The sequence below is a fragment of the Rhizobium sp. BK602 genome, from assembly GCF_014195095.1.
GTDB lineage: Bacteria > Pseudomonadota > Alphaproteobacteria > Rhizobiales > Rhizobiaceae > Rhizobium.
In genome coordinates this window covers 743,512-762,823 of the sequence record NZ_JACIBC010000001.1, presented here as the reverse complement: position 1 = coordinate 762,823, position 19,312 = coordinate 743,512, and the positions used below count along the sequence as shown (strand labels likewise).

Genomic DNA, 19,312 nt, shown 5'->3' with positions numbered 1-19,312 from the left:
CCGAAAAGACAACCTTGCTTTAAGAAGTTTCGGCTAATGATTGCAGGAACTCATAATCGGTTGAAGAAGCTCGTTCATGCATTCATTCCAGCCAGATCAGTCGACGCGCTCCAATCTGACGGCACGGACTGCGCCCCGCAGCGATCAGCGGACCTTTCAGCGGGTTCCGATCAATATGCAGGGTCGTCTGATGCTGGCAAGCTATGAAGAGTTCGAATGCCTGGTCACGGATATGTCGCCGGGCGACATGTATGTCACCTGCCTGGGACGTCCGCGCGCCGATGAGCGCGTCGTCGCCTATATCGATCATCTCGGCCGCGTCGAGGGCAATGTCGTCGCCGTCGACGGTCGTGGCTTCACCATGTCGATCAACGCGACCGACCGCAAGCGGGAGAAGCTCGCCGCCCAGCTTACCTGGCTTGCCAACAAGCATGAACTCGGCCTACCGGAAGATCGGCGCCACGATCGCCTGACGCCGCGCAGTACCCAGAGCGAGCTGACGCTGGAAGACGGCACCCGCTATGTCTGCCGCATCATGGATCTTTCCCTCTCCGGCGCCGCCGTCGACGTCGAGGCGCGTCCGCCGATTGGAACACCTGTTCGACTGGGCAACATGCGCGGCCGCGTCGTGCGCCATTTCATCGAGGGCGTCGCCGTGGAATTCCTGTCGGTGCAATCGCGCGAGACATTGCGCGAATTCCTCTGATCGCGTCATTCTGCCGTCACGTTGCTTCTGGAAACAGAGGCGCTCCATTCGCGCAACAACGTGGCCACCGATGACGACGCTCTATCCGGAAATCGAACCCCATGAGCGGGGCATGCTCGATGTTGGCGATGCCAACAGCATTCACTGGATGCAATCGGGAAATCCCAACGGCAAGCCGGTCCTTATCCTGCATGGCGGTCCGGGATCGGGGAGCTCCGGCAGCATCCGCCGCTTCTTCGATCCGCATCATTATCGCATCGTCCAGTTCGATCAGCGAGGTTGCGGCGGCAGCCTGCCGCACGCATCGGAGCCGGAGGCCGATCTGAGCGCCAATACGACCTGGCATCTTGTGGCCGACATCGAGCGGCTCCGGTGTTTTCTTGGCATCGAGCGCTGGCTGGTCTTCGGCAATTCCTGGGGATGCACCCTGGCCCTGCTCTATGCCCAGGCCCATCCGGACCATGTCACTGGGCTCGTCGTCACCGGCGTGACCATGACCCGCCCATCGGAAATCGACTGGCTCTACAAGGGGCTCGCTCGCTTCTTTCCGGCGGAGTGGGCGCGCTTTCGCGCGGCTGTCCCGCAGACTATGCGGGACGGCGATCTGGTGGCAGCCTATTACCACCTGCTCCGCGATCCGGACCCGGCCGTTCACGTCAAGGCGGCCAGGGACTGGCATGAATGGGAAGCGGCCTCGATCCTCGTCGATCCGCGCGCGAGCCTGCCGGAGCGCTGGTCCGACCCACGCTATGTCACGGCGAGAGCCCGTATCATCACGCATTACTTCCATCATCGCGGCTGGTTGGAGGACGGGCAGATCTTGCGGAATGTCGGCAGGCTGCAGGGTATTGCCTGCAAGATGATTCAGGGCCGGTTTGATCTCGAAGGGCCGATGACCACGGCCTGGGAATTGTCGCAGGCTTGGCCGGCGGCGCAGCTCGTCATCGTTCCCAACGCGGCGCATTCGCCAGGAACATCGGAGATGGCCGCGGCCATCGTCGCGGCAACCGACGAATTCCGCGCCCTCGCCTGAAGGCAGTAAAAAATCCAAAAATAATTTTCGGCACTCTGTTTCAAAATGGCACGACGCGCGGACATTCGCCGTCTTGGCGCGATCATGACGGCACACGGGAACGATGTTCTCGATCGCCATCCAGAAAGCCGCCGGGCGGCAAAACGAATGGAAAAGCCGGATTTTGGAGAAATAAATCCAATGAAAACAATTGGATAAAATATTCCCTGCCGCTTTTCCCGGCGCCGGCGGTTTTTCAGACCTGCTTTCCGCTTTATCTCGAATTTGATTCAAATTTTATGATAATTTTCGCGGTATTTGATTCAACTAAGCACTTAATTTAACTGCGTAATTTTGCGTGGGATAAAAGCCTGCATGTCATTCTGGTCCTAATAAAACAGGGACACGGACATGAGCTTTCAATTCCTTCTTCGCGGTTACGCCGCAATAGCTCTCTTCACCTTCGGCTGTCTCGGCTTCGCTCACGCGACGCCTGCCAACATGACGATCACGGGCGATGCCGCTCCGCCGATCGGTCATTATCAGTTCTGCAAGGAGAATCCGAAGGAATGCGCCTATGCGGGCGGCGATGCCGGTCCCGCCATCCTCACCGAGGACCGCTGGAAGACCCTCCTGAAGATCAACTACACGGTCAATACGACGATCAAGCCGATGACCGACATGGACCTTTATGGCGTCGAGGAAAAATGGGCGATCCCGACCGTCGCCGGCGATTGCGAGGACTTCGCGCTCCTGAAGCGCAAGGAGCTGATCGAAGCCGGCTTCTCTCCCTCCGACCTGCTGATGACCGTCGTCCTGCAGCCGAATGGCGAGGGGCACGCCGTATTGACGGTGCGCACCGATCGCGGCGATTTCATTCTCGACAATATGCGCAACAAGGTAAATCTCTGGTCGGACACCGAATACACCTTCCTCAAGCGCCAGTCCGCTGATGATCCCGCTCGCTGGGTCAAGATACAGGACGGCCGCGCCGTCGCCGTCGGCAGCTTGAAATAAGTCTCCAAGAACCTGGAGATCGGCGGTGGCCTAGCGCCGGCGATCCGGGTCAGGGGCACCGGTCTGTCCCCGCATTCTGTCCTGACCGGCGCCTCGAGCCGTTCCCGCTGTCCCGGGAACGGCTCTTCCTTCCGGCTATCCGCGTCGTGCATGCGCTATTAAACATGCAAGCCTGCCCATTTTTAACGACCCATTAACCATCATGGCGACAATCATTCGGTAACGGGACTCATCAGGGTCTTTTGCTACCGCGACATCATCAAGAGGTGATGATGCGGGCGACTGGAAACCGAAGGCAAGCGCATGACCCCTCCTTTGTCGTCCGCCTCCATGATCGATGAACGGCCGCTGATATCGAGCGGTCTTGTCTACCGTTTGACGGCAGGCGTCGCCGTGCTCGCGGGATTGACGATCGCGATCACCGTTGGCGGCCATTGGCTCGGGGAAAGGATCTCGCTTGCCGGCCATACGGCGAGCACGAAACCGGTCACCGTCATGGTCGGGGAAGACACGCTGCGGCTCGGCGCCAATACTATCCGCTTTCCAAGCCAGAGGATCGATGGCGCCGCCGAACGCATCGATCTCTACCTCACCTGGCCGCAGATGCAGGGGTACAGCGAGGCCGATCGGCTGCGCTTTGACGACATCTCGCAATCTTCGCCGCTGATCTTTCTCCAGATCAGCCAGAGCACAATGTCACGCGACATGTCCGGCCGGCTGGAGCCGATCTATTCGCATCTGACGGAGGGCGAGGCATTTGCCGGTCCTTACGGATTGACGGGCCATCGCCTGCGCGCCGATGCCGGCTATAGCGGCGAGGTACTGCTGACCGCGCCCCGCGCCAATCAACCCGATTATGTCGTGCGCTGCATCCTGCCCGCCTCGCCCGATCAGGCGACGAGCGGCGATTGCCAGCGCGATGTCGCGATCGGCAAGGATCTCAGCGTACTTTATCGTTTTTCCAGCAATCAGCTCAAGGATTGGCGGGCGATGGACGAGGCTGTTCAAGCCTTCGTCAAGGCCCGGCTCGTCGCGGCACCGAACGCCGGCGCTAGGTCGGCTAATGACGGCTAAAATGGTGCCAAAACTTGAAACCAACTGTTCATCATAAACCGATTGGTAACGCTAAGTCTCTAGGTTGGAACGCAACGGGCGTTCATGGAGGCGGCGGCCGGATAATCGAGACCATAAATGCAAGCAGAGAGTGAAGTAGTGTCCAGATCAATTTTCTCCGCATCCTCGTCGCATACCGGTAAGCTTCTGACGAAGGTGCTGTTTGGTCTTGCTATTTCGACCGTGACGGTGACCATCACCGTCGATGCGTCGAATGCAGCCGGAGGCCCGAAATATGCGGGTATCGTCATCGACGCGAATACCGGCAATGTCCTCTATAGCGAGAATGCGGACACGCTCCATTATCCGGCATCGCTGACCAAGATGATGACGGTCTATCTGACTTTCGAGGCGCTTGAAGCCGGCCGGATCACGCTCGATACCCCCGTCGTCTTTTCCAAGAACGCCGCCATGCAGGCGCCGACCAAGCTCGGCATCGGCACGGGGCGCTCGGTGACGGTGCGCGAGGCTATCCTGGGCATCGTGACCAAATCCGCCAATGACGCCGCCATGGCACTTGGTGAAATGCTCGGCGGTTCGGAAGACGGTTTCGCCCGCATGATGAACGACAAGGCTCGTGCGCTCGGCATGACGCGCACCACCTACCGCAACCCGAACGGCCTGCCGAACACCGCGCAGATGACGACGGCGCGCGACCAGGCCCGCCTTGGCGTCGCCCTGCGCGAACATTTCCCGCAATATTACCCCTTCTTTTCGGAAACGAGCTTCCATCTCGGTAACCGGGTCATTCTGGGTCACAACCGCCTTGTCGGCAGCGTCCGCGGCGTCGACGGCATCAAGACCGGCTATACGCGCGCGGCCGGCTACAATCTCGCGACCTCGGTCAAGGTCGATGGCCGGTCGATCGTCGGCGTCGTGCTCGGCGGCACCTCGACGCCTGCCCGCGACAACCAGATGCGCAAGCTGATCGCCACCTATCTGCCGCAGGCATCGACGAAGCATATTTCCTCCAACATCGTCGCCCAGACCGTTGCGGAGACGCCGAACGTCAAGGCGGCAAGCGCCCGCATGGTTGCCGTCACCACGGCAAAGGCCAATATCGCGCCAGCGGCGGAAGCGGATGATGACGAGCAGCCGTCGAGCGCCGCTGCATTCGCCGCGGTAACGCCGAAGTCGGCCAATCCGCTGCTCGCGACCAAGCAGAAGCAGCGCGCCGCATCGAACGAAGTCGCGTCCATCGCTCCGACGCCCGCATCTGACGATGAAGACGATGCCGTCGAAGTCGATAGCGTGACGACGGCATCCACCTCCAAGGCCGATACGAAGATCATCAAGCCGCAGAAGGTCGAGAAGGCTGAAAAGCCCGAAAAGGCGAGCAAGGCTGAAAAGGGTCCGACCGGCTGGGTCGTACAGATCGGCGTCTCCTCCAGCAAGGATGGTGCCGGCGATCTGCTCGACAATGCCAAGAGCAAGGGCGGCAAGGCGCTGCGCGCCGCCAAGCCCTATGCGGTTGCCTATGATGGCGGCTATCGCGCCCGTTTCGGCGGCTTTGCCGACCAGAATGCGGCGGTCAATGCCTGCAAGGCACTCAAGAAAGCCGGCGTGAAGTGCTGGGCGAGTTTGGAATAGGAATGCGATCACCGTCTGTGCATCGCATTGCCGAGAGATTGCCGGGTTGCGCGTGGCGAGACCCGGCGTTCCGGTCCCGAATGTTCGTCGGGCCGGCCCTGAGTTTGTAATGTGTTACGGGGATGTGAAATGGCGATGAACGAGAACTTTCCTGGTTTCTCGCTCGATGGCGCGGGAAAGATCAAGCCGAAGGGCGGCTTTGCCCTTCATCCGCTGCATGAGGCGGCATTGCGGTTGGCCGATCTCGGCCTCAACCGTTCGCGTTCGCGCAACAAGACGAAAGATCTGATCGGCATTCTGCTCTGCCACGGCGCCCGCGCCTGGCGCTATTCGCAGCCGGAAGCCCATATCCACCTGCACATCACCTCGCCGAACGGCCAGGCTCCGGTGCAGATACGGCTGCGTTGAGCGGCTTGTTTTAGAGCAAGCCCAGCTCGGAAAGCTCGCGGCGGAGATCCGCGGGCAGTTCGTTGACGCCGCCGCCGAGACTGTCGAGATCGCGCGGCACGTCCTCCTGCGGCAGGTAGCGCCAGCCCTGAAAGGCCCGACGCGGCTGGCTGGCGGTCTCGATCACGCTCGGATCGAGGATGAGCCGGCAGCGATGGATGCCGTCGACATCGGTGAAGGTTTCTATGCCCAAGAGCTTTTGTCGCGCCTGCACCTGCCCCTTGATCACCCAATAGAGCGAGCCGCCGTCCAGCAGCTCGTCCACGCGCTTCGGCACCATGCGGGTGGTATGGGTCGTATGCGGCTCCAGACCGGCGGCGATGGCGCTCATCGCCCGCTCGGAAACCCATTCGCGCAGGTCCTCCAGTGAGTCCGCGCCCACGCACAATTTGATGATATGCAAAGCCATGACGCCGTTGAAATCCTTTTGACCGGCAGCGTCAAGCTCTTATCGGCGGGCGTCCACACTCAGCACTCGACGACGTTCACGGCAAGGCCGCCCGTCGAGGTTTCCTTGTACTTCTCGCTCATGTCGTAGCCGGTCTGGCGCATGGTCTCGATGCAGGCGTCGAGCGGGACGAAATGCTGGCCGTCGCCCTTGATGGCGAGCGAGGCGGCCGTCACCGCCTTGACGGCGCCCAGCGCATTGCGCTCGATGCAGGGCACCTGCACGAGACCCGCGACCGGATCGCAGGTCATGCCGAGATGGTGTTCCAGCGCGATTTCGGCGGCATTCTCGATCTGCTCCGGCGAAGCGCCCATGACGGCGGCAAGTCCCGCAGCCGCCATCGCGGCCGCCGAACCCACCTCGCCCTGACAGCCGACTTCGGCGCCGGAGATCGAGGCATTGTGCTTGATGATGCCGCCGACGGCGGCGGCCGTCAGCAGGTAGTTGCGGATGCCGTCCTGGTCCCAGTCCTCGTGGAAATGCTGGTAGTAGCGGATGGTCGCGGGAATGACGCCAGCCGCGCCGTTCGTCGGAGCCGTGACCACGCGGCCGCCGGCGGCATTCTCCTCGTTGACGGCCATGGCGTAGACGCTCAGCCAGTCGTTGGCGAGCAGCGGATTGATGCGGTTGCTGCGCCATTCCTCCTGCAGCTTGTCGTGGATGGCGCGGGCGCGGCGGCGTACCTTCAGTCCGCCCGGCATGATGCCATCGACCTTCAGGCCCCGATCGATGCAGCTGCTCATCGCCGCCCAAATGCGGTCGAGCCCGGCGTCGAGCTCGTCGCTGCTCATGCGCGTCTCTTCATTGGCCCGCTTCATCTGCGCGATCGACAGGCCGGAGCGCTCGGACATCTCCAGCATCTGCTTTGCCGTGGCAAAGGGGAAAGGTATGCGCTCACCGGATGCCGCGGACTTCTTCTTGTCGGCGCGCATCTGTTCGAGCTCGGTATCGGTGACGACGAAACCGCCACCCACGGAATAATAGATGCGCTTGACGAGCAGGCGATCGTCCTTGTCGAAGGCGGAGAAGCTCATGCCGTTGGCATGGCCCGGCAGCGGCACCTTCTTGTCGAAGATCAGATCGGTCTTTGGCTGAAACTGATAGGCCGGATGGCCCGGCGGCATGATGCGGCCGCTGCGCTCGACCTCGTCGATGACGATATCCATCCGGTCGGGATCGACCTGGTCCGGACGTTCGCCCATCAGGCCGAGAATCACCGCCCTGCCCGTGCCATGGCCGATACCGGTATGCGCCAACGAACCGTGCAGGCTCACCTTGATCGACGCGACATGTACGTTCGAGGACGGGCGCGGCCATTCGTTCGACAGCAGAAGGTCGAGAAACCGATTGGCGGCGGACATCGGGCCCATCGTGTGCGAACTGGACGGTCCGACACCGATTTTGAAAACATCGAAAACTGAAAGAAACATGGACCTTTGGTGCTCCTCGGCAAATCGAGCCGTCACAAGGCTACGCCATCGAGGCCCCCCTGTACGGCGATCAACCGACATCGGATTTCATCCCTGCGACATACCATATAGGCATCAGGCGGTGCAAACATAAGGCCATTGCGCGCAAACGCCCGTCAGCTAGAATCGGCACCCTATGGATTTGGAGAATCTGCCTTCATGACGACTGCCGACTATGTCGCCCTCGCCCTCTTTGTTGTGCTTTGGATCGCGCTCAACTGGATCACCACCAGCGCCAGTTTCTTCAATCGCACCAGCCTGACGCTGGCGATGAACGAACGCCGCCGGGAATGGATTCACAATTCGCTGCGCCGCGACCTGAAGATGATCGATACGCAGATCCTGTCCGGCCTGCAGAACGGAACCGGCTTCTTCGCGTCCACGTCGATCTTCGCCATCGGCAGCTGCTTCGCCCTGCTTGGCGCCACCGACAAGGTCAACGCCTTCTTTTCCGACCTGCCTTTCATTCTCAATGGCGGCCGCGCCGCTTTCGAAATCAAGGTGGCGGGGCTTGCCTGCCTGTTCGGCTATGCCTTCTTCAAGTTCGGCTGGGCCTATCGCCTGTTCAACTATTGCACCATCCTCTTCGGCGCCCTGCCGATGCGGCAGGATGCCGAGCTCGATCCGCCGGCGGCGGAACGCGCCGCCGAGCGCGTGATCCGCATGAACGTCATCGCCGCCCGCAATTTCAATGCGGGCCTCAGAGCAATCTTCCTGTCGATCGGTTATCTCGGCTGGTTCCTGAGCCCCTATGTCTTCATGATCACCACGCTCTTCATCATCGTGGTACTGGTTCGCCGGCAGTTTTTTTCCGACGCCCGTCTGGCCATCATGGATATCGATGTGCCATGACAGCGCCACTCCGCCGTTGAAGGTGCCGGCGCCGACGATCTGAATTCATGCCTGGAAGGACCCGCCGATGGCCGTTATTGCCGAGAGTACCGATGCGCCGCAGAAAACGCCCCGCATCGGCATTCTGGATACGGCGCGTGGCGCCGCACTCCTGGCGATGGCCAGCTATCACGGCACCTGGGATTTCGAATTCTTCGGCTATCTCGATCCCGGTACGGCGGAGACCGGCTGGCTGAAATTCTACGCCCGCGCCATTGCCAGCACCTTCCTGTTTCTCGCCGGCGTCAGCCTGGTGCTTGCCAGCACGCCGGAAATCCGCTGGCAATCCTATTTCAAGCGCCTCGGCATGATCGTCGCAGCCGCAGCCGCGATTTCCATCGTCACCTTCATCGGCATGCGCGACGAATGGATTTTCTTCGGCATCCTGCACAGCATTGCGGCGGCCAGCATCATCGGGCTGCTCTTCCTGCGCCTGCCGGCTTTCGCGACCTTGTCGGTCGCCCTGCTGCTTGCGGCCGGCATCATCGTCGACAATGTCGTCGCACCCTTCTCATTGCATTCCGCTTTTTTCGACGCCCCGTGGCTCTACTGGGTCGGCCTGTCCCAGAGCATCCCCCGGTCGAACGACTATGTGCCGCTCTTTCCCTGGCTGACGCCTTTCCTTTTCGGTCTGGGCATGGCGCAGCTGGCAATCCGGTTCGGATGGCTTCATTCGCTGGCGAAGCTCGGCTCCGGCCGCAACCTCATCGCCCGCGCCGGCCGCCACAGCCTGATCTTCTACCTTGTCCACCAGCCGCTGCTCATCAGCCTCGTCTATCTTCTGTCGCTGGTCATGCCACCGCAACCCGTCGACCAGGCGGTCGACTATATCAGGCAATGCGAGACCTCCTGCACGCGCTCCGGCAGCGAAACCATGTGCCGCAGCTTCTGCCAGTGCACGCTGGAGCGGCTGCAGGCACAAAATCTGTTTTCGCCGCTGATGTCGGGCGCAATCAAGGCAGATAGCGATGAACGAGTGACGCGAATCGCGCTACAATGCACGGAACAAGCGCAATGACAGGGTTATTCTATGAATGCCTATCGTTCCAAGTCGCTGAGTTTTCCGTGGCCGCCTGTATTGTATAGTCTCGCAGTCATAGCGGCGTTGTATCTCAACCAGGATTATCCCATGCGGCTGCCTCAGCCGTTTGCCGCCATCGGCTGGGCGATCGGCGCGCTCCTGACCTTCGTCGCGGTTACGCTGAATGTCTGGGCGGTCAAGACCCTGATCGAAAGCCGCACGACCGTGCTGACGCAGCGTTGCAGCACGCATCTCGTCACCAAGGGGCCATTCCGCTTCAGCCGCAACCCGACCTATCTCGGCTACACGCTGCTGACGATGAGCCTCGGCCTGTTGATCGGCAATCTCTGGTTCATCGCCATGGCGGCGGTGGCGGCGGCCCTGACCACGATGCTGGTCATTCATCGCGAGGAGATGCATCTGCTCGCGCGCTTCGGCTGCGAATTCGAGTTCTACTGCAGGCATACCCGCCGCTGGATCTAGACGTTTGGACCTAAAGCTCATCGATCAGAGCTGGCCGCGTACCCTTTATGAAGGGCATGCGGGGTGACGGGGGGCCTGACGACCAAGTCGCGATTCTTCTTTTTCTCAGCGGTAAAGCATTGGCACGCGCTGTCTCTCTATAATGCGCTGCAATCGGAAGGGAATGAAATGACGAACCGCGACTAACTGTTTTTACTGCGCCCGGACTTTGACGATCCTGCTTATCCAGGTCAGTCATCGCAACCTTAAAATAGGAATACTGATTTCGGAGGAATCGATGCATTACACGCTGCATGCTGCACCCGGCTCGTGCTCCTTGGCGCCTCACATCATCATGGAGGAAATCGGAAGGCCATATTCGTTAGCGCTAATGTCTCCCGGCCACCCTGAAACCAAGACCGACGAATTCCGTCGCTTGAACCCGAAAGGGCGAATCCCCATCCTCCTCGCCGAAAATTTCAGCCTCACGGAAGCGCCTGCAATTCTGTTGCATCTCGGTCTGGAGAATCCCGATGCGAAACTCCTGGGAACTGACCCCATAAGTATCGTCCGATCCATCGAATGGTTTAACTGGTTATCCAGTGCGGTTCATGCGGTCGCTGTTCGAATGATCTGGCGCGCTGACTTTTTCTTGCCGGATGAATCGATGTACGCACCCTTGGTTAACAAAGGAAAGGAGCATCTGGCTTCCGCATTTGCATTGATAGAATCCAAGCTGAATGGCAAAATCTGGGCTGTGGGAGAGCATTATTCCATTGTCGATCCCTATCTGCTCGTATTCTACAGGTGGGGGAATCGCATGGCCATCGATATGCAAAATGACTATCCAGCCTGGACATCTCATGCTCGAAGATTGGAGACCCGCGAAGCGGTGCAGCGCGCCATATTGCAAGAGGGAATTTCCCTCTGGGAATAGGCGTTCGTGCAGAGTTCGATGCCAATGGTCGCGCCGTGGCCTCTAAGCGTTGGTTGTTAGGAATCCAACGTATGTTCGCCTTAGGGGAGTAAACAGGTCCAGGGAATCAAGTCCCCACGCCGATTTCGGCCAGGCGGCCGAGGCACGCTTCCTCGACATTGTCGAGTTCGGTCAGCGTATCGTCGATATCCTTGCGCTTCTGGCGCAGCTCCTCGCGCTTCTCATCGACGCGCTTCATCAGCAGCTTCAGCTGGCCGATTTCGCCCGGCGGCTCCTTGTAGACCTGGATGATCTCGCGGATTTCGGCGATGGTGAAGCCGATGCGGCGACCGCGCAGGATTTCCTGGATCAGGCGGCGGTCCGCTGTCCGGAACAAGCGCGTGCGGCCCCGACGCTCGGGATGGATAAGCCCCTCGTCCTCGTAAAAGCGAAGCGTCCGGGTCGAAACTCCGAATTCCCGCGTCAGCTCCGTTATGCTATAGAATCTTTCCACTCGTCATCCGCCCATGTCTTGCGAGATCACATAATATTGACTTTTACGTAATAGTCAATTTGCGCAGAACGGCGATAAGCCTCGCTCAGGTCTAGTGTATCGCGAACCACCAGGTCGCAAGGCCAAGGAAGGCGAAATATCCGGTGCAATCCGTGACCGTGGTGACGAAGGCCGACGAGGCGATGGCCGGATCGGCCCCGAATCGATGCAGCACCAGCGGCAACAGGATACCGCCAAGCGCGGCGGCAACCAGATTGATGATCATCGCCGCCGCAATCACGATCCCGAGCTGAAAATCGTGGAACCAGAAGGTTGCGATCGCCCCCATGATGACGGCGAAAAGAACGCCGTTCAGCAAACCGACGCCCGCCTCCCTGCGGATGACGCGGAAGGCGTTGTAGATATCGAGGTCGCCGGTGGCGAGCGCCCTGACGGTGACGGTCATGGTCTGCGTGCCGGCATTGCCACCCATCGAGGCGACGATCGGCATCAGCACGGCCAGCGCCACCATCTTCTCGATCGCGCCGTCGAAGACATCGATGATGCTGGAAGCCAGGATCGCCGTGATCAGGTTGACCGCCAGCCAGACGAAGCGTGACCGTACCGTCGAGATGATATTGTCCGACAGTTCTTCGTCGCCGACGCCGCCGAGCCGCTTGATGTCCTCGTCGGCCTCCTCGTTGATGACGTCGACGACGTCGTCAATGGTCAGCACGCCGACCAACCGGTCGTTTTCGTCGACCACGGCGGCCGACAGCAGGTCATATTGTTCAAAAAGCCGGGCCGCCTCTTCCTGGTCCATTTCGGCGGGAATGGGATGGGAGCTTTCCCGCATGATGCTCTCGACCTTCGTCTTCCGCTTGGTGCGCAGGATACGGTCGAGATCGACGCTGCCGAGCAGCTTGAAGGTCGGATCGATGACGAAGATCTGCGAGAAGCTCTCCGGCAGCCCCTCCTCGTCGCGCATGTAGTCGATGGTCTGCCCGACGGTCCAGAACGGCGGCACGGCGACGAACTCCGTCTGCATGCGGCGCCCGGCGGAGCTTTCGGGATAATCCAGGGCGCGCCGCAGGCGCACCCGTTCGGTAAACGGCAGCTGCGACAGGATCTCGTCGCGGTCCTCCTGGTCGAGATCCTCGAGAATATAGACGGCATCGTCCGAATCCAGTTCGCCGATGCCGGCGGCGATCTGGTCGTTCGGCATCTGGTCGACGATTTCCATGCGGATCGCCTCGTCGACCTGCGTCAGCGCCGTCATGTCGAAATCGTCGCCGAGCAGCCGTACCAGCGCCAGGCGCTCATGTGGCGGCAAGGATTCGAGGAGATCGCCGAGCTCGGAATCATGCAGCCGGACGACATTTTGCTGCAGGAATGCGCGGTCGTCGCGCTCGATGGCATGACTGACATCCGCCAGGAAATCGGAGCGGACGACACCGTCCTCGTTGTAGATATCGAGGCCGGCGTCGGTGGCGGCCTTGCGAACGTCTTCGTCGGTCGTCGTCATGTGCCGCCTCGCATTCCGGGTTCCGTCATGGGAATTCAATATCGAGAATGGCGGCTAAAAGCTGATTGTCAACAATTGGATAGACGGGAAAGCTAACATTTCTTATCGTGTCTGTAAGATAGTGATGGCAGCGCCTGTCGAGCCTGTTCTCGAGGCCTCGGCCATGCCGCCCCGTTGATAGAGAGAACCGTGACAGTCCGTTCCATCCTCCGCTTCCCCGACCCGCTGCTGAAAGCCGCTTGCGCACCGGTGACCGTTTTCGACGATGACTTGCGCAGTCTCGTCACCGATCTTCTGGAGACGATGCATGCCGCGCCAGGCGTCGGCATCACGGCGGCCCATATCGGCGTGCTCCAGCGTGTCACCGTGATCGAGCTCAGCCGTGAAGACGGTGCGCGCACCTATATCAATCCGGAAATCACCTGGTTTTCCGAGGACATGCAGCGACATATCGAAGGCAGCGTGTCGATGCCCGGCTTTACCGACGAGATTATCAGGCCGAAAGCGATCCGGTTGCGCTATCAGGATATCGGCGGTGAGCTCCGGGAAGCCGAAGCCGAGGGTTTTCTCGCCACATGCATCCAGCACGAGGTCGACCAGCTCGACGGCATATTCTGGCTGCAGCGCTTGTCCAAGCTGAAGCGCGACCGGCTCGTAAAGAAATGGGAAAAGGCGAAATCCTGATTCGTCCTCATAAAACGATACGGGCGCCACTGGGGCGCCCGCTCGATTTGCATGAAAGCTGTGGAGATCAGCCCTTCAGCTTGGTGTTGCAGAGGCTGTAGTAACCGCCACCCTTCTGGATCCACTTCAGGCCATTGAGGCTGTTTGCAGCCTTGTTGGCATTGTAGGCGTCGACGCAGGTGTGGAAGCGAGCCTTGCCGGGCGTTTCGCTCGAATACTTGGTATCAACCGCGCTTGGGAACTTTACGCCCGACGGAGCGACGGTCGTCGGCTTCGCAGGCTCCTTGGCCGGCGGCTTGGTGACATCCGGCTCGTTCGGATCAACCTTGGCGGTCGTCGTGGTCTTTGCAGGCGTCGTAGCGGCCGGTGCCGTGGCTGCCGGCGTGGTGGCGGCGGAAGCATCGGCGCCGCACTGTGCGGCACGGAAGTCATTCCACTTCTGGCCGTTCAGGGTGCCGGCGTCTTTGGCGGCCTGATACTTGGTGCTGCATTCCTTCATCGTCAGCGCAGAAGCTGGTGATGAGAGGGCCATCGAACCCAGGACTGCAAAAGATGCAAAAGACATCAACAGGATGGCACGACTTGTCATTGGCATATCCTCCGCTCTATGACGAATGTCGAAACTATTAATCATCTCGCCCTCCCGGTTTGTCAATTGACGCCCAATCGGGTTCGATGAGCGATACCATATGGCGTCGAACATGAACGGTAACTGTACGAAATTACCGATTATTACGAGAATATCGCAGATGGGCGCAGCCTAAAAGGATATCGATGACTGCAGGGAGCCAGAAAGTAAAAAACCCGCCGAAGCGGGTTATTTGTTTGGTGCGGTCGAGAAGACTCGAACTTCCACGGGTTGCCCCACAGCGACCTCAACGCTGCGCGTCTACCAATTCCGCCACGACCGCATCGTGGTAGGTGCCGAATTGCTCCGGCGGGGCTGCATGTAGCAAAAGCATTCGGGGGGCACAAGGGATATATGTCAGTTTTTTTGAAGAGTTTTCACAGGCGTTTGAAATAGCCTGTGGAAGCCTCCATATAGGCGGTGCTTGCCGGCCCGTCCGCTTTTTGTCAGAGATGCCCGGCCGCATGGGCTGCACAAGGACTGGCTGGATGCTCCGCACTGATCTCGAACATCAAATGTTTCCGCTTGCCGGCTCGCCGCCGGTGCGTTGGCGCATCGCCGACTGTCCCGTGCCCTATGACGAGGCGGTGGCGACCATGGAGGCCGAAGTGGCCGCGATCGCCGATGGCGCGGCTGCGGAACTCGTCTGGCTGGTCGAGCATCCCCCCTTATATACGGCCGGCACGAGCGCCAATGCGTCGGATCTGATCGAGCCCGAGCGTTTCCCGGTCTTCGCCACCGGACGCGGCGGCGAATATACCTATCATGGTCCCGGCCAGCGCGTGGCCTATGTCATGCTGGATCTGAAGCGCCGGCGTCAGGACATCCGCGCTTTCGTCGCCGCGCTGGAAGAAGTCATCATCCGCACGCTTGATTCGATGAATGTCCGCGGCGAGCGGCGCGAGGATCGTGTCGGCGTCTGGGTGCGCCGCCCGGAAAAACCGCTGCTGCCGGATGGGACTGTCGCCGAGGACAAGATCGCCGCGCTCGGCATCCGCGTGCGCAAATGGGTGACGTTTCACGGCCTGTCGCTGAACGTCGATCCCGATCTCACGCATTTCTCGGGAATCGTTCCCTGCGGAATATCCGCCTACGGCGTCACCAGCCTCGTCGATCTCGGCCTGCCGGTGATGATGGCGGATGTGGATATCCGCCTGCGCGAATCCTTCGAACAGGTTTTCGGCGAAACGGTCAACGAGGCCTGACGCCTAGCCTATTGCCTAATGCGCGACGTCCTTGCTGACGTTGCGCAGGCGGACCTGATAATCAAGTCTCTCGATCTGGCGGGTGGTCGATTCGATCAGCCGGCCGATTTCCTGATGGGCGGAGCGCAAGCGCGACAATTCGAGCTTGACCGCTTCCAGCGCGCGCTGATCGCTGTCCTCGCCCGGCCCCTCGCCGGTTCCGCTCATCAGCCAGGCCGGCGAAACGCCGAACAGGCTCGCCATCGTCGCCAGAACGGACGGGCTTGGTTCGGAGCGGTCGGATTCCCAGGCAAGCATCGTTTCCCGTTTGACGCCGAGCTGATGTGCCAGTGATTCGAGATTGATGCCGGCGGCATCGCGGGCCATGGAGATTCGCCCGCCCAGGGTATCGTCGCCTTCATCCGAAAAAACGGTCGTTTCTTGTTCCGTCTTCAACATCGGTGCGATCCTCCGTTTCGGTCGCGCCGGTGAAATTCTAAGCGGCGCGCTTAAATTTTTAGCGGATTAACCGGGTAGAGATAGGTCTAAGGGCGTCATGCCGCCACCATGATCTGTCCCATTTGGGAAAGTCCGGGCCAAATCATGTGATGAAACCGGCAGTGCAGCTGCAACCGCGCCTTGATCGATCGGCGTTCCTGTGATTGATGGCTCACCATGTCCGATCCCACCGCCGCACCCACTCAACAGAACTCTCTGCAGGGCATGGCCATCATGACCGGCGCCATGATCGTGCTGCCGGTCATGGATGCGATCGCCAAATATATGGCGACCTTCGAGAGCATGTCGCCGGGACAGGTGACCTTCTACCGCTTCTTCTTCCAGCTCGCCTGCACCCTGCCGCTGCTGATGACGGTTTACGGCTGGTCGACCCTTTCGGCGAAACGGCCGTGGCTGAACCTGCTGCGCGGCGTCCTGCACGGCCTGGCGAGCCTGCTGTTCTTCGCGGCGGTGAAATACATGCCGCTTGCCGACGTCTTTGCGATCTATTTCGTCGAACCCTTCATCCTGACCGCGCTTTCCGCCCTGTTTCTCGGCGATAAGGTCGGCTGGCGGCGTTGGTTGGCGATTCTCATCGGCTTCTGCGGCGCGATGATCGTCATTCAGCCGAGTTTCGAGGTTTTCGGCCTGAAGGCGCTGTTGCCGGTCGGCTGCGCCTTCGTCTATGCGCTCTATCTTTTCATGAACCGAGCCATCGGCGAGGCCGACTCGCCACTGACCATGCAGATCATGTCCGGTATCGGCGGCACGATTTTCATGGCGGCCGCTGTTTGGGCCGGCTCGTCTGCAGGCGTCGCCGATTTTGCGCCGTCCCTGCCCGCCTCATGGCTCGGTCTCTTGCTGCTGCTGATTCTCGGCTCGATCTCCGGCTATGCGCATATGCTCGTCGTGCGCGCCTTCCGCTTGGCGCCCCTGTCGCTGCTGGCGCCGTTCCAGTATTTCGAGATCATCTCCGCCACCATTCTCGGCTATGCGCTCTTTGGTGATTTTCCCAATCTCTCCAAATGGATCGGTATCCTGATCATCGTCGGATCAGGCCTGTTCATCATCTGGCGCGAGCGGGTGCAGGCGCGATCCGTACCCTCGCCCTGAGGCCGTTCATCTTCCTCATGGACCGCCGGGGCGATTTGTGGCTAAAACGCTGACAGGCATATGCATTGGGCGGAGTTTGCATGTTCAAGAAAATCCTGATCGCCAATCGCGGCGAGATCGCTTGCCGTGTGATCAAGACCGCGCGCCGGATGGGCATCCGGACCGTCGCCGTCTATTCCGACGCCGATCGCGACGCCCTGCATGTCGAAATGGCCGACGAGGCCGTGCATATCGGGCCGGCGCCGGCATCCGAGAGCTATCTCGTTGCCGACAAGATCATCGCCGCCTGCAAGCAGACCGGCGCCGAGGCCGTGCATCCCGGCTATGGCTTTCTCTCCGAGCGCGCCTCTTTCTGCCAGGCGCTGGAGAAGGAGGGCATCGTCTTCATCGGCCCGAAACCCAGGGCGATCGAGGCCATGGGCGACAAGATCGAATCGAAGAAATTCGCCAATGCCGCCAAGGTTTCCACCGTGCCCGGCTATCTCGGCGTCATCGACGATGCCGACCATGCCGAGAGGATCGCCGGCGAGATCGGCTATCCGGTGATGATCAAGGCATCGGCGGGCGGCGGCGGCAAGGGCATGCGCATCGCCTGGAGCAAGGATGAGGTCCGCGACGGCTTCGATCGTGCCCGTTCCGAGGCAAGGAGCTCCTTCGGCGACGATCGCGTCTTCATCGAGAAATTCGTGGTCGATCCGCGCCATATCGAGATCCAGGTTCTGGCTGACAGCCATGGCAATGTCGTCTATCTCGGCGAACGCGAATGCTCCATCCAGCGCCGGAACCAGAAGGTGGCCGAGGAGGCGCCCTCGCCTTTCCTGGACGAAGCGACGCGCAAGGCCATGGGCGAACAGTCCGTCGCGCTTGCCAGGGCGGTCGATTACCAGAGCGCCGGCACGGTCGAATTCATCGTCGATCGCGACCGCAATTTCTATTTCCTTGAAATGAATACCCGCCTGCAGGTCGAACATCCGGTAACCGAACTCGTCACCGGCATCGATCTCGTCGAACAGATGATTCGCGTCGCCGCTGGCGAAACGCTGCCGTTCGGGCAGGATGATATCAAGCTCAATGGCTGGGCGATCGAAAGCCGCCTCTATGCCGAAGACCCCTATCGCAATTTCCTGCCGTCGATCGGCCGTCTCAGCCGCTATCGCCCGCCGCGCGAGGGCCAGAACGGCGACAGCGTCGTCCGCAACGATACCGGCGTCTTCGAGGGCGCCGAAATCTCGATGTATTACGATCCGATGATCGCCAAGCTCTGCACCTGGGCGCCGACGCGGCTTGCCGCGATCGATGCCATGGCCGAGGCGCTGGACGGATTCGTCGTCGATGGCATCGAGCATAACATGCCGTTCCTGTCGGCATTGATGAAACATCCGCGCTGGCGCGAGGGTCGTCTCTCCACCGGCTTCATCGCCGAGGAATATCCGGACGGTTTCGCGCCGATGACGCCGCACGGCAAGGACATCGCGGTGCTCGCCGCCATTGCCTTGTCCTGTGGCCTGATCGATTCCGGCCGCCGCGAGCGTTATGCCGACAGGCTGCGGCCGGCGGCGGGGCCGCTGCGCGAGGAATGGGTGGTCAAGCTCGGTGCGGACTACATTCCGATCACGCTGGTGGACGGCCTCGTCACCATTCCATTCGAAATGGACATGCGGATCGATGGAAAGACCCTGGCGGTTGCAGCCGACTGGCGGCCGGGCGAGCCGGTCTGGACAGGGACGGTCGACGGACGCAAGGTAACGGCGCAGATCCGCGCCGTGCTGAATGGCTTGCGCATCGATTGGCAGGGGCTTTCCGTCGGCACCAAAGTCTTCACGCCGCGCCAGGCCGAACTCGACAGGCTGATGCCGGTGAAATTGCCGCCGGATACGTCGAAACTGCTGCTCTGCCCCATGCCCGGCCTCGTTGTCGCCATCGCGGTCGCCGAGGGGCAGGAAGTCAAGGCGGGGGAAACGCTGGCCATCGTCGAAGCGATGAAGATGGAGAACGTCCTGCGCGCCGAGCGCGACCTGACGGTCGGCAAGATCAATGCCAAACCCGGCGAGAGTCTCGCCGTCGACGCGGTGATCATGGAGTTCGCCTGATCAGA

20 protein-coding genes and 1 tRNA gene are annotated in these 19,312 nt (G+C 60.6%); 14 read left to right on the top strand and 7 right to left on the bottom strand.

Going from position 1 to position 19,312, the window contains the following annotated elements:
- Positions 1-76: 76 nt before the first annotated feature.
- The 6 genes from FHX11_RS03705 (at position 77) to FHX11_RS03680 (ending at position 5,846) form a co-directional block, all read left to right on the top strand.
- Positions 77-706: a PilZ domain-containing protein gene (locus tag FHX11_RS03705; RefSeq protein ID WP_184355151.1), complete on the top strand. Its 630-nt coding sequence runs from the start codon at positions 77-79 to the stop codon at positions 704-706.
- A 70-nt stretch (positions 707-776) separates the two neighbouring features.
- Positions 777-1,739 carry a prolyl aminopeptidase gene (pip, locus tag FHX11_RS03700; RefSeq protein WP_184355149.1) on the top strand — a complete coding sequence of 321 codons (963 nt, stop codon included), beginning with the start codon at positions 777-779 and terminating at the stop codon, positions 1,737-1,739.
- 390 nt (positions 1,740-2,129) lie between these two features.
- Positions 2,130-2,735 carry a transglutaminase-like cysteine peptidase gene (locus tag FHX11_RS03695; RefSeq protein WP_184355147.1) on the top strand — a complete coding sequence of 202 codons (606 nt, stop codon included), beginning with the start codon at positions 2,130-2,132 and terminating at the stop codon, positions 2,733-2,735.
- 303 nt (positions 2,736-3,038) lie between these two features.
- Entirely contained in the window at positions 3,039-3,809 is a 771-nt protein-coding gene (locus FHX11_RS03690; protein ID WP_184355145.1) for a hypothetical protein, read from the top strand.
- A gap of 117 nt (positions 3,810-3,926) precedes the next feature.
- A complete protein-coding gene (locus FHX11_RS03685; protein WP_184355143.1) occupies positions 3,927-5,438 on the top strand; it encodes a D-alanyl-D-alanine carboxypeptidase in 1,512 nt (503 codons plus the stop codon).
- 129 nt (positions 5,439-5,567) lie between these two features.
- Entirely contained in the window at positions 5,568-5,846 is a 279-nt protein-coding gene (locus FHX11_RS03680; RefSeq protein ID WP_184355141.1) for a hypothetical protein, read from the top strand.
- Positions 5,847-5,856: 10 nt separating this feature from the next.
- Here FHX11_RS03680 and FHX11_RS03675 read toward each other — a convergent pair whose 3' ends face one another.
- Together FHX11_RS03675 and FHX11_RS03670 are read right to left on the bottom strand one after the other, a co-directional pair.
- Positions 5,857-6,294, bottom strand: a complete 438-nt coding sequence (locus FHX11_RS03675) for a DUF1489 family protein (protein ID WP_184355139.1) — start codon at positions 6,292-6,294, stop codon at positions 5,857-5,859.
- Between the two features lie 59 nt (positions 6,295-6,353).
- On the bottom strand, positions 6,354-7,763 hold the full coding sequence (locus FHX11_RS03670; protein ID WP_184355137.1) for an L-serine ammonia-lyase: 1,410 nt from the start codon (positions 7,761-7,763) through the stop codon (positions 6,354-6,356).
- Between the two features lie 198 nt (positions 7,764-7,961).
- On the opposite strand from FHX11_RS03670, the gene FHX11_RS03665 reads away from it, so the two are divergent.
- From FHX11_RS03665 to FHX11_RS03650, 4 genes are all read left to right on the top strand, one after another.
- Positions 7,962-8,654 (top strand): DUF599 family protein, encoded by a 693-nt coding sequence (locus FHX11_RS03665; RefSeq protein WP_184355135.1) that lies wholly within the window; start codon positions 7,962-7,964, stop codon positions 8,652-8,654.
- Positions 8,655-8,721: 67 nt separating this feature from the next.
- On the top strand, positions 8,722-9,711 hold the full coding sequence (locus FHX11_RS03660) for a DUF1624 domain-containing protein (RefSeq protein ID WP_184355133.1): 990 nt from the start codon (positions 8,722-8,724) through the stop codon (positions 9,709-9,711).
- 12 nt (positions 9,712-9,723) lie between these two features.
- A complete protein-coding gene (locus FHX11_RS03655; RefSeq protein ID WP_184355131.1) occupies positions 9,724-10,197 on the top strand; it encodes an isoprenylcysteine carboxylmethyltransferase family protein in 474 nt (157 codons plus the stop codon).
- A gap of 277 nt (positions 10,198-10,474) precedes the next feature.
- Positions 10,475-11,113: a glutathione binding-like protein gene (locus tag FHX11_RS03650; protein WP_184355129.1), complete on the top strand. Its 639-nt coding sequence runs from the start codon at positions 10,475-10,477 to the stop codon at positions 11,111-11,113.
- Between the two features lie 106 nt (positions 11,114-11,219).
- Here the strand turns inward: FHX11_RS03650 and FHX11_RS03645 are convergent, their stop codons facing one another.
- Both FHX11_RS03645 and mgtE read right to left on the bottom strand, forming a co-directional pair.
- Positions 11,220-11,606, bottom strand: coding sequence for a MerR family DNA-binding transcriptional regulator (locus tag FHX11_RS03645; protein ID WP_184355127.1), 387 nt, complete (start codon positions 11,604-11,606; stop codon positions 11,220-11,222).
- Between the two features lie 91 nt (positions 11,607-11,697).
- A complete protein-coding gene (mgtE, locus tag FHX11_RS03640) occupies positions 11,698-13,110 on the bottom strand; it encodes a magnesium transporter (protein WP_184355126.1) in 1,413 nt (470 codons plus the stop codon).
- 189 nt (positions 13,111-13,299) lie between these two features.
- Between mgtE and FHX11_RS03635 the strand changes: the two genes are divergently transcribed.
- Positions 13,300-13,794, top strand: coding sequence for a peptide deformylase (locus FHX11_RS03635; protein ID WP_184355124.1), 495 nt, complete (start codon positions 13,300-13,302; stop codon positions 13,792-13,794).
- A gap of 67 nt (positions 13,795-13,861) precedes the next feature.
- Here FHX11_RS03635 and FHX11_RS03630 read toward each other — a convergent pair whose 3' ends face one another.
- Positions 13,862-14,383, bottom strand: a complete 522-nt coding sequence (locus tag FHX11_RS03630) for a hypothetical protein (protein WP_184355806.1) — start codon at positions 14,381-14,383, stop codon at positions 13,862-13,864.
- Between the two features lie 237 nt (positions 14,384-14,620).
- Positions 14,621-14,705: transfer RNA gene (locus tag FHX11_RS03625), tRNA-Leu, on the bottom strand.
- Between the two features lie 205 nt (positions 14,706-14,910).
- On the opposite strand from FHX11_RS03625, the gene lipB reads away from it, so the two are divergent.
- The gene (lipB, locus tag FHX11_RS03620; RefSeq protein WP_184355122.1) at positions 14,911-15,627 is read left to right on the top strand and encodes a lipoyl(octanoyl) transferase LipB; all 717 of its coding nucleotides are present in this window, start codon (positions 14,911-14,913) and stop codon (positions 15,625-15,627) included.
- Positions 15,628-15,642: 15 nt separating this feature from the next.
- Here the strand turns inward: lipB and FHX11_RS03615 are convergent, their stop codons facing one another.
- Positions 15,643-16,065 carry a helix-turn-helix transcriptional regulator gene (locus FHX11_RS03615; protein ID WP_184355120.1) on the bottom strand — a complete coding sequence of 141 codons (423 nt, stop codon included), beginning with the start codon at positions 16,063-16,065 and terminating at the stop codon, positions 15,643-15,645.
- Positions 16,066-16,281: 216 nt separating this feature from the next.
- Between FHX11_RS03615 and FHX11_RS03610 the strand changes: the two genes are divergently transcribed.
- Positions 16,282-17,217, top strand: a complete 936-nt coding sequence (locus FHX11_RS03610) for a DMT family transporter (RefSeq protein WP_184355119.1) — start codon at positions 16,282-16,284, stop codon at positions 17,215-17,217.
- A gap of 80 nt (positions 17,218-17,297) precedes the next feature.
- Positions 17,298-19,307 (top strand): acetyl/propionyl/methylcrotonyl-CoA carboxylase subunit alpha, encoded by a 2,010-nt coding sequence (locus FHX11_RS03605; RefSeq protein WP_184355117.1) that lies wholly within the window; start codon positions 17,298-17,300, stop codon positions 19,305-19,307.
- The last annotated feature ends 5 nt before the right edge of the window (positions 19,308-19,312 follow it).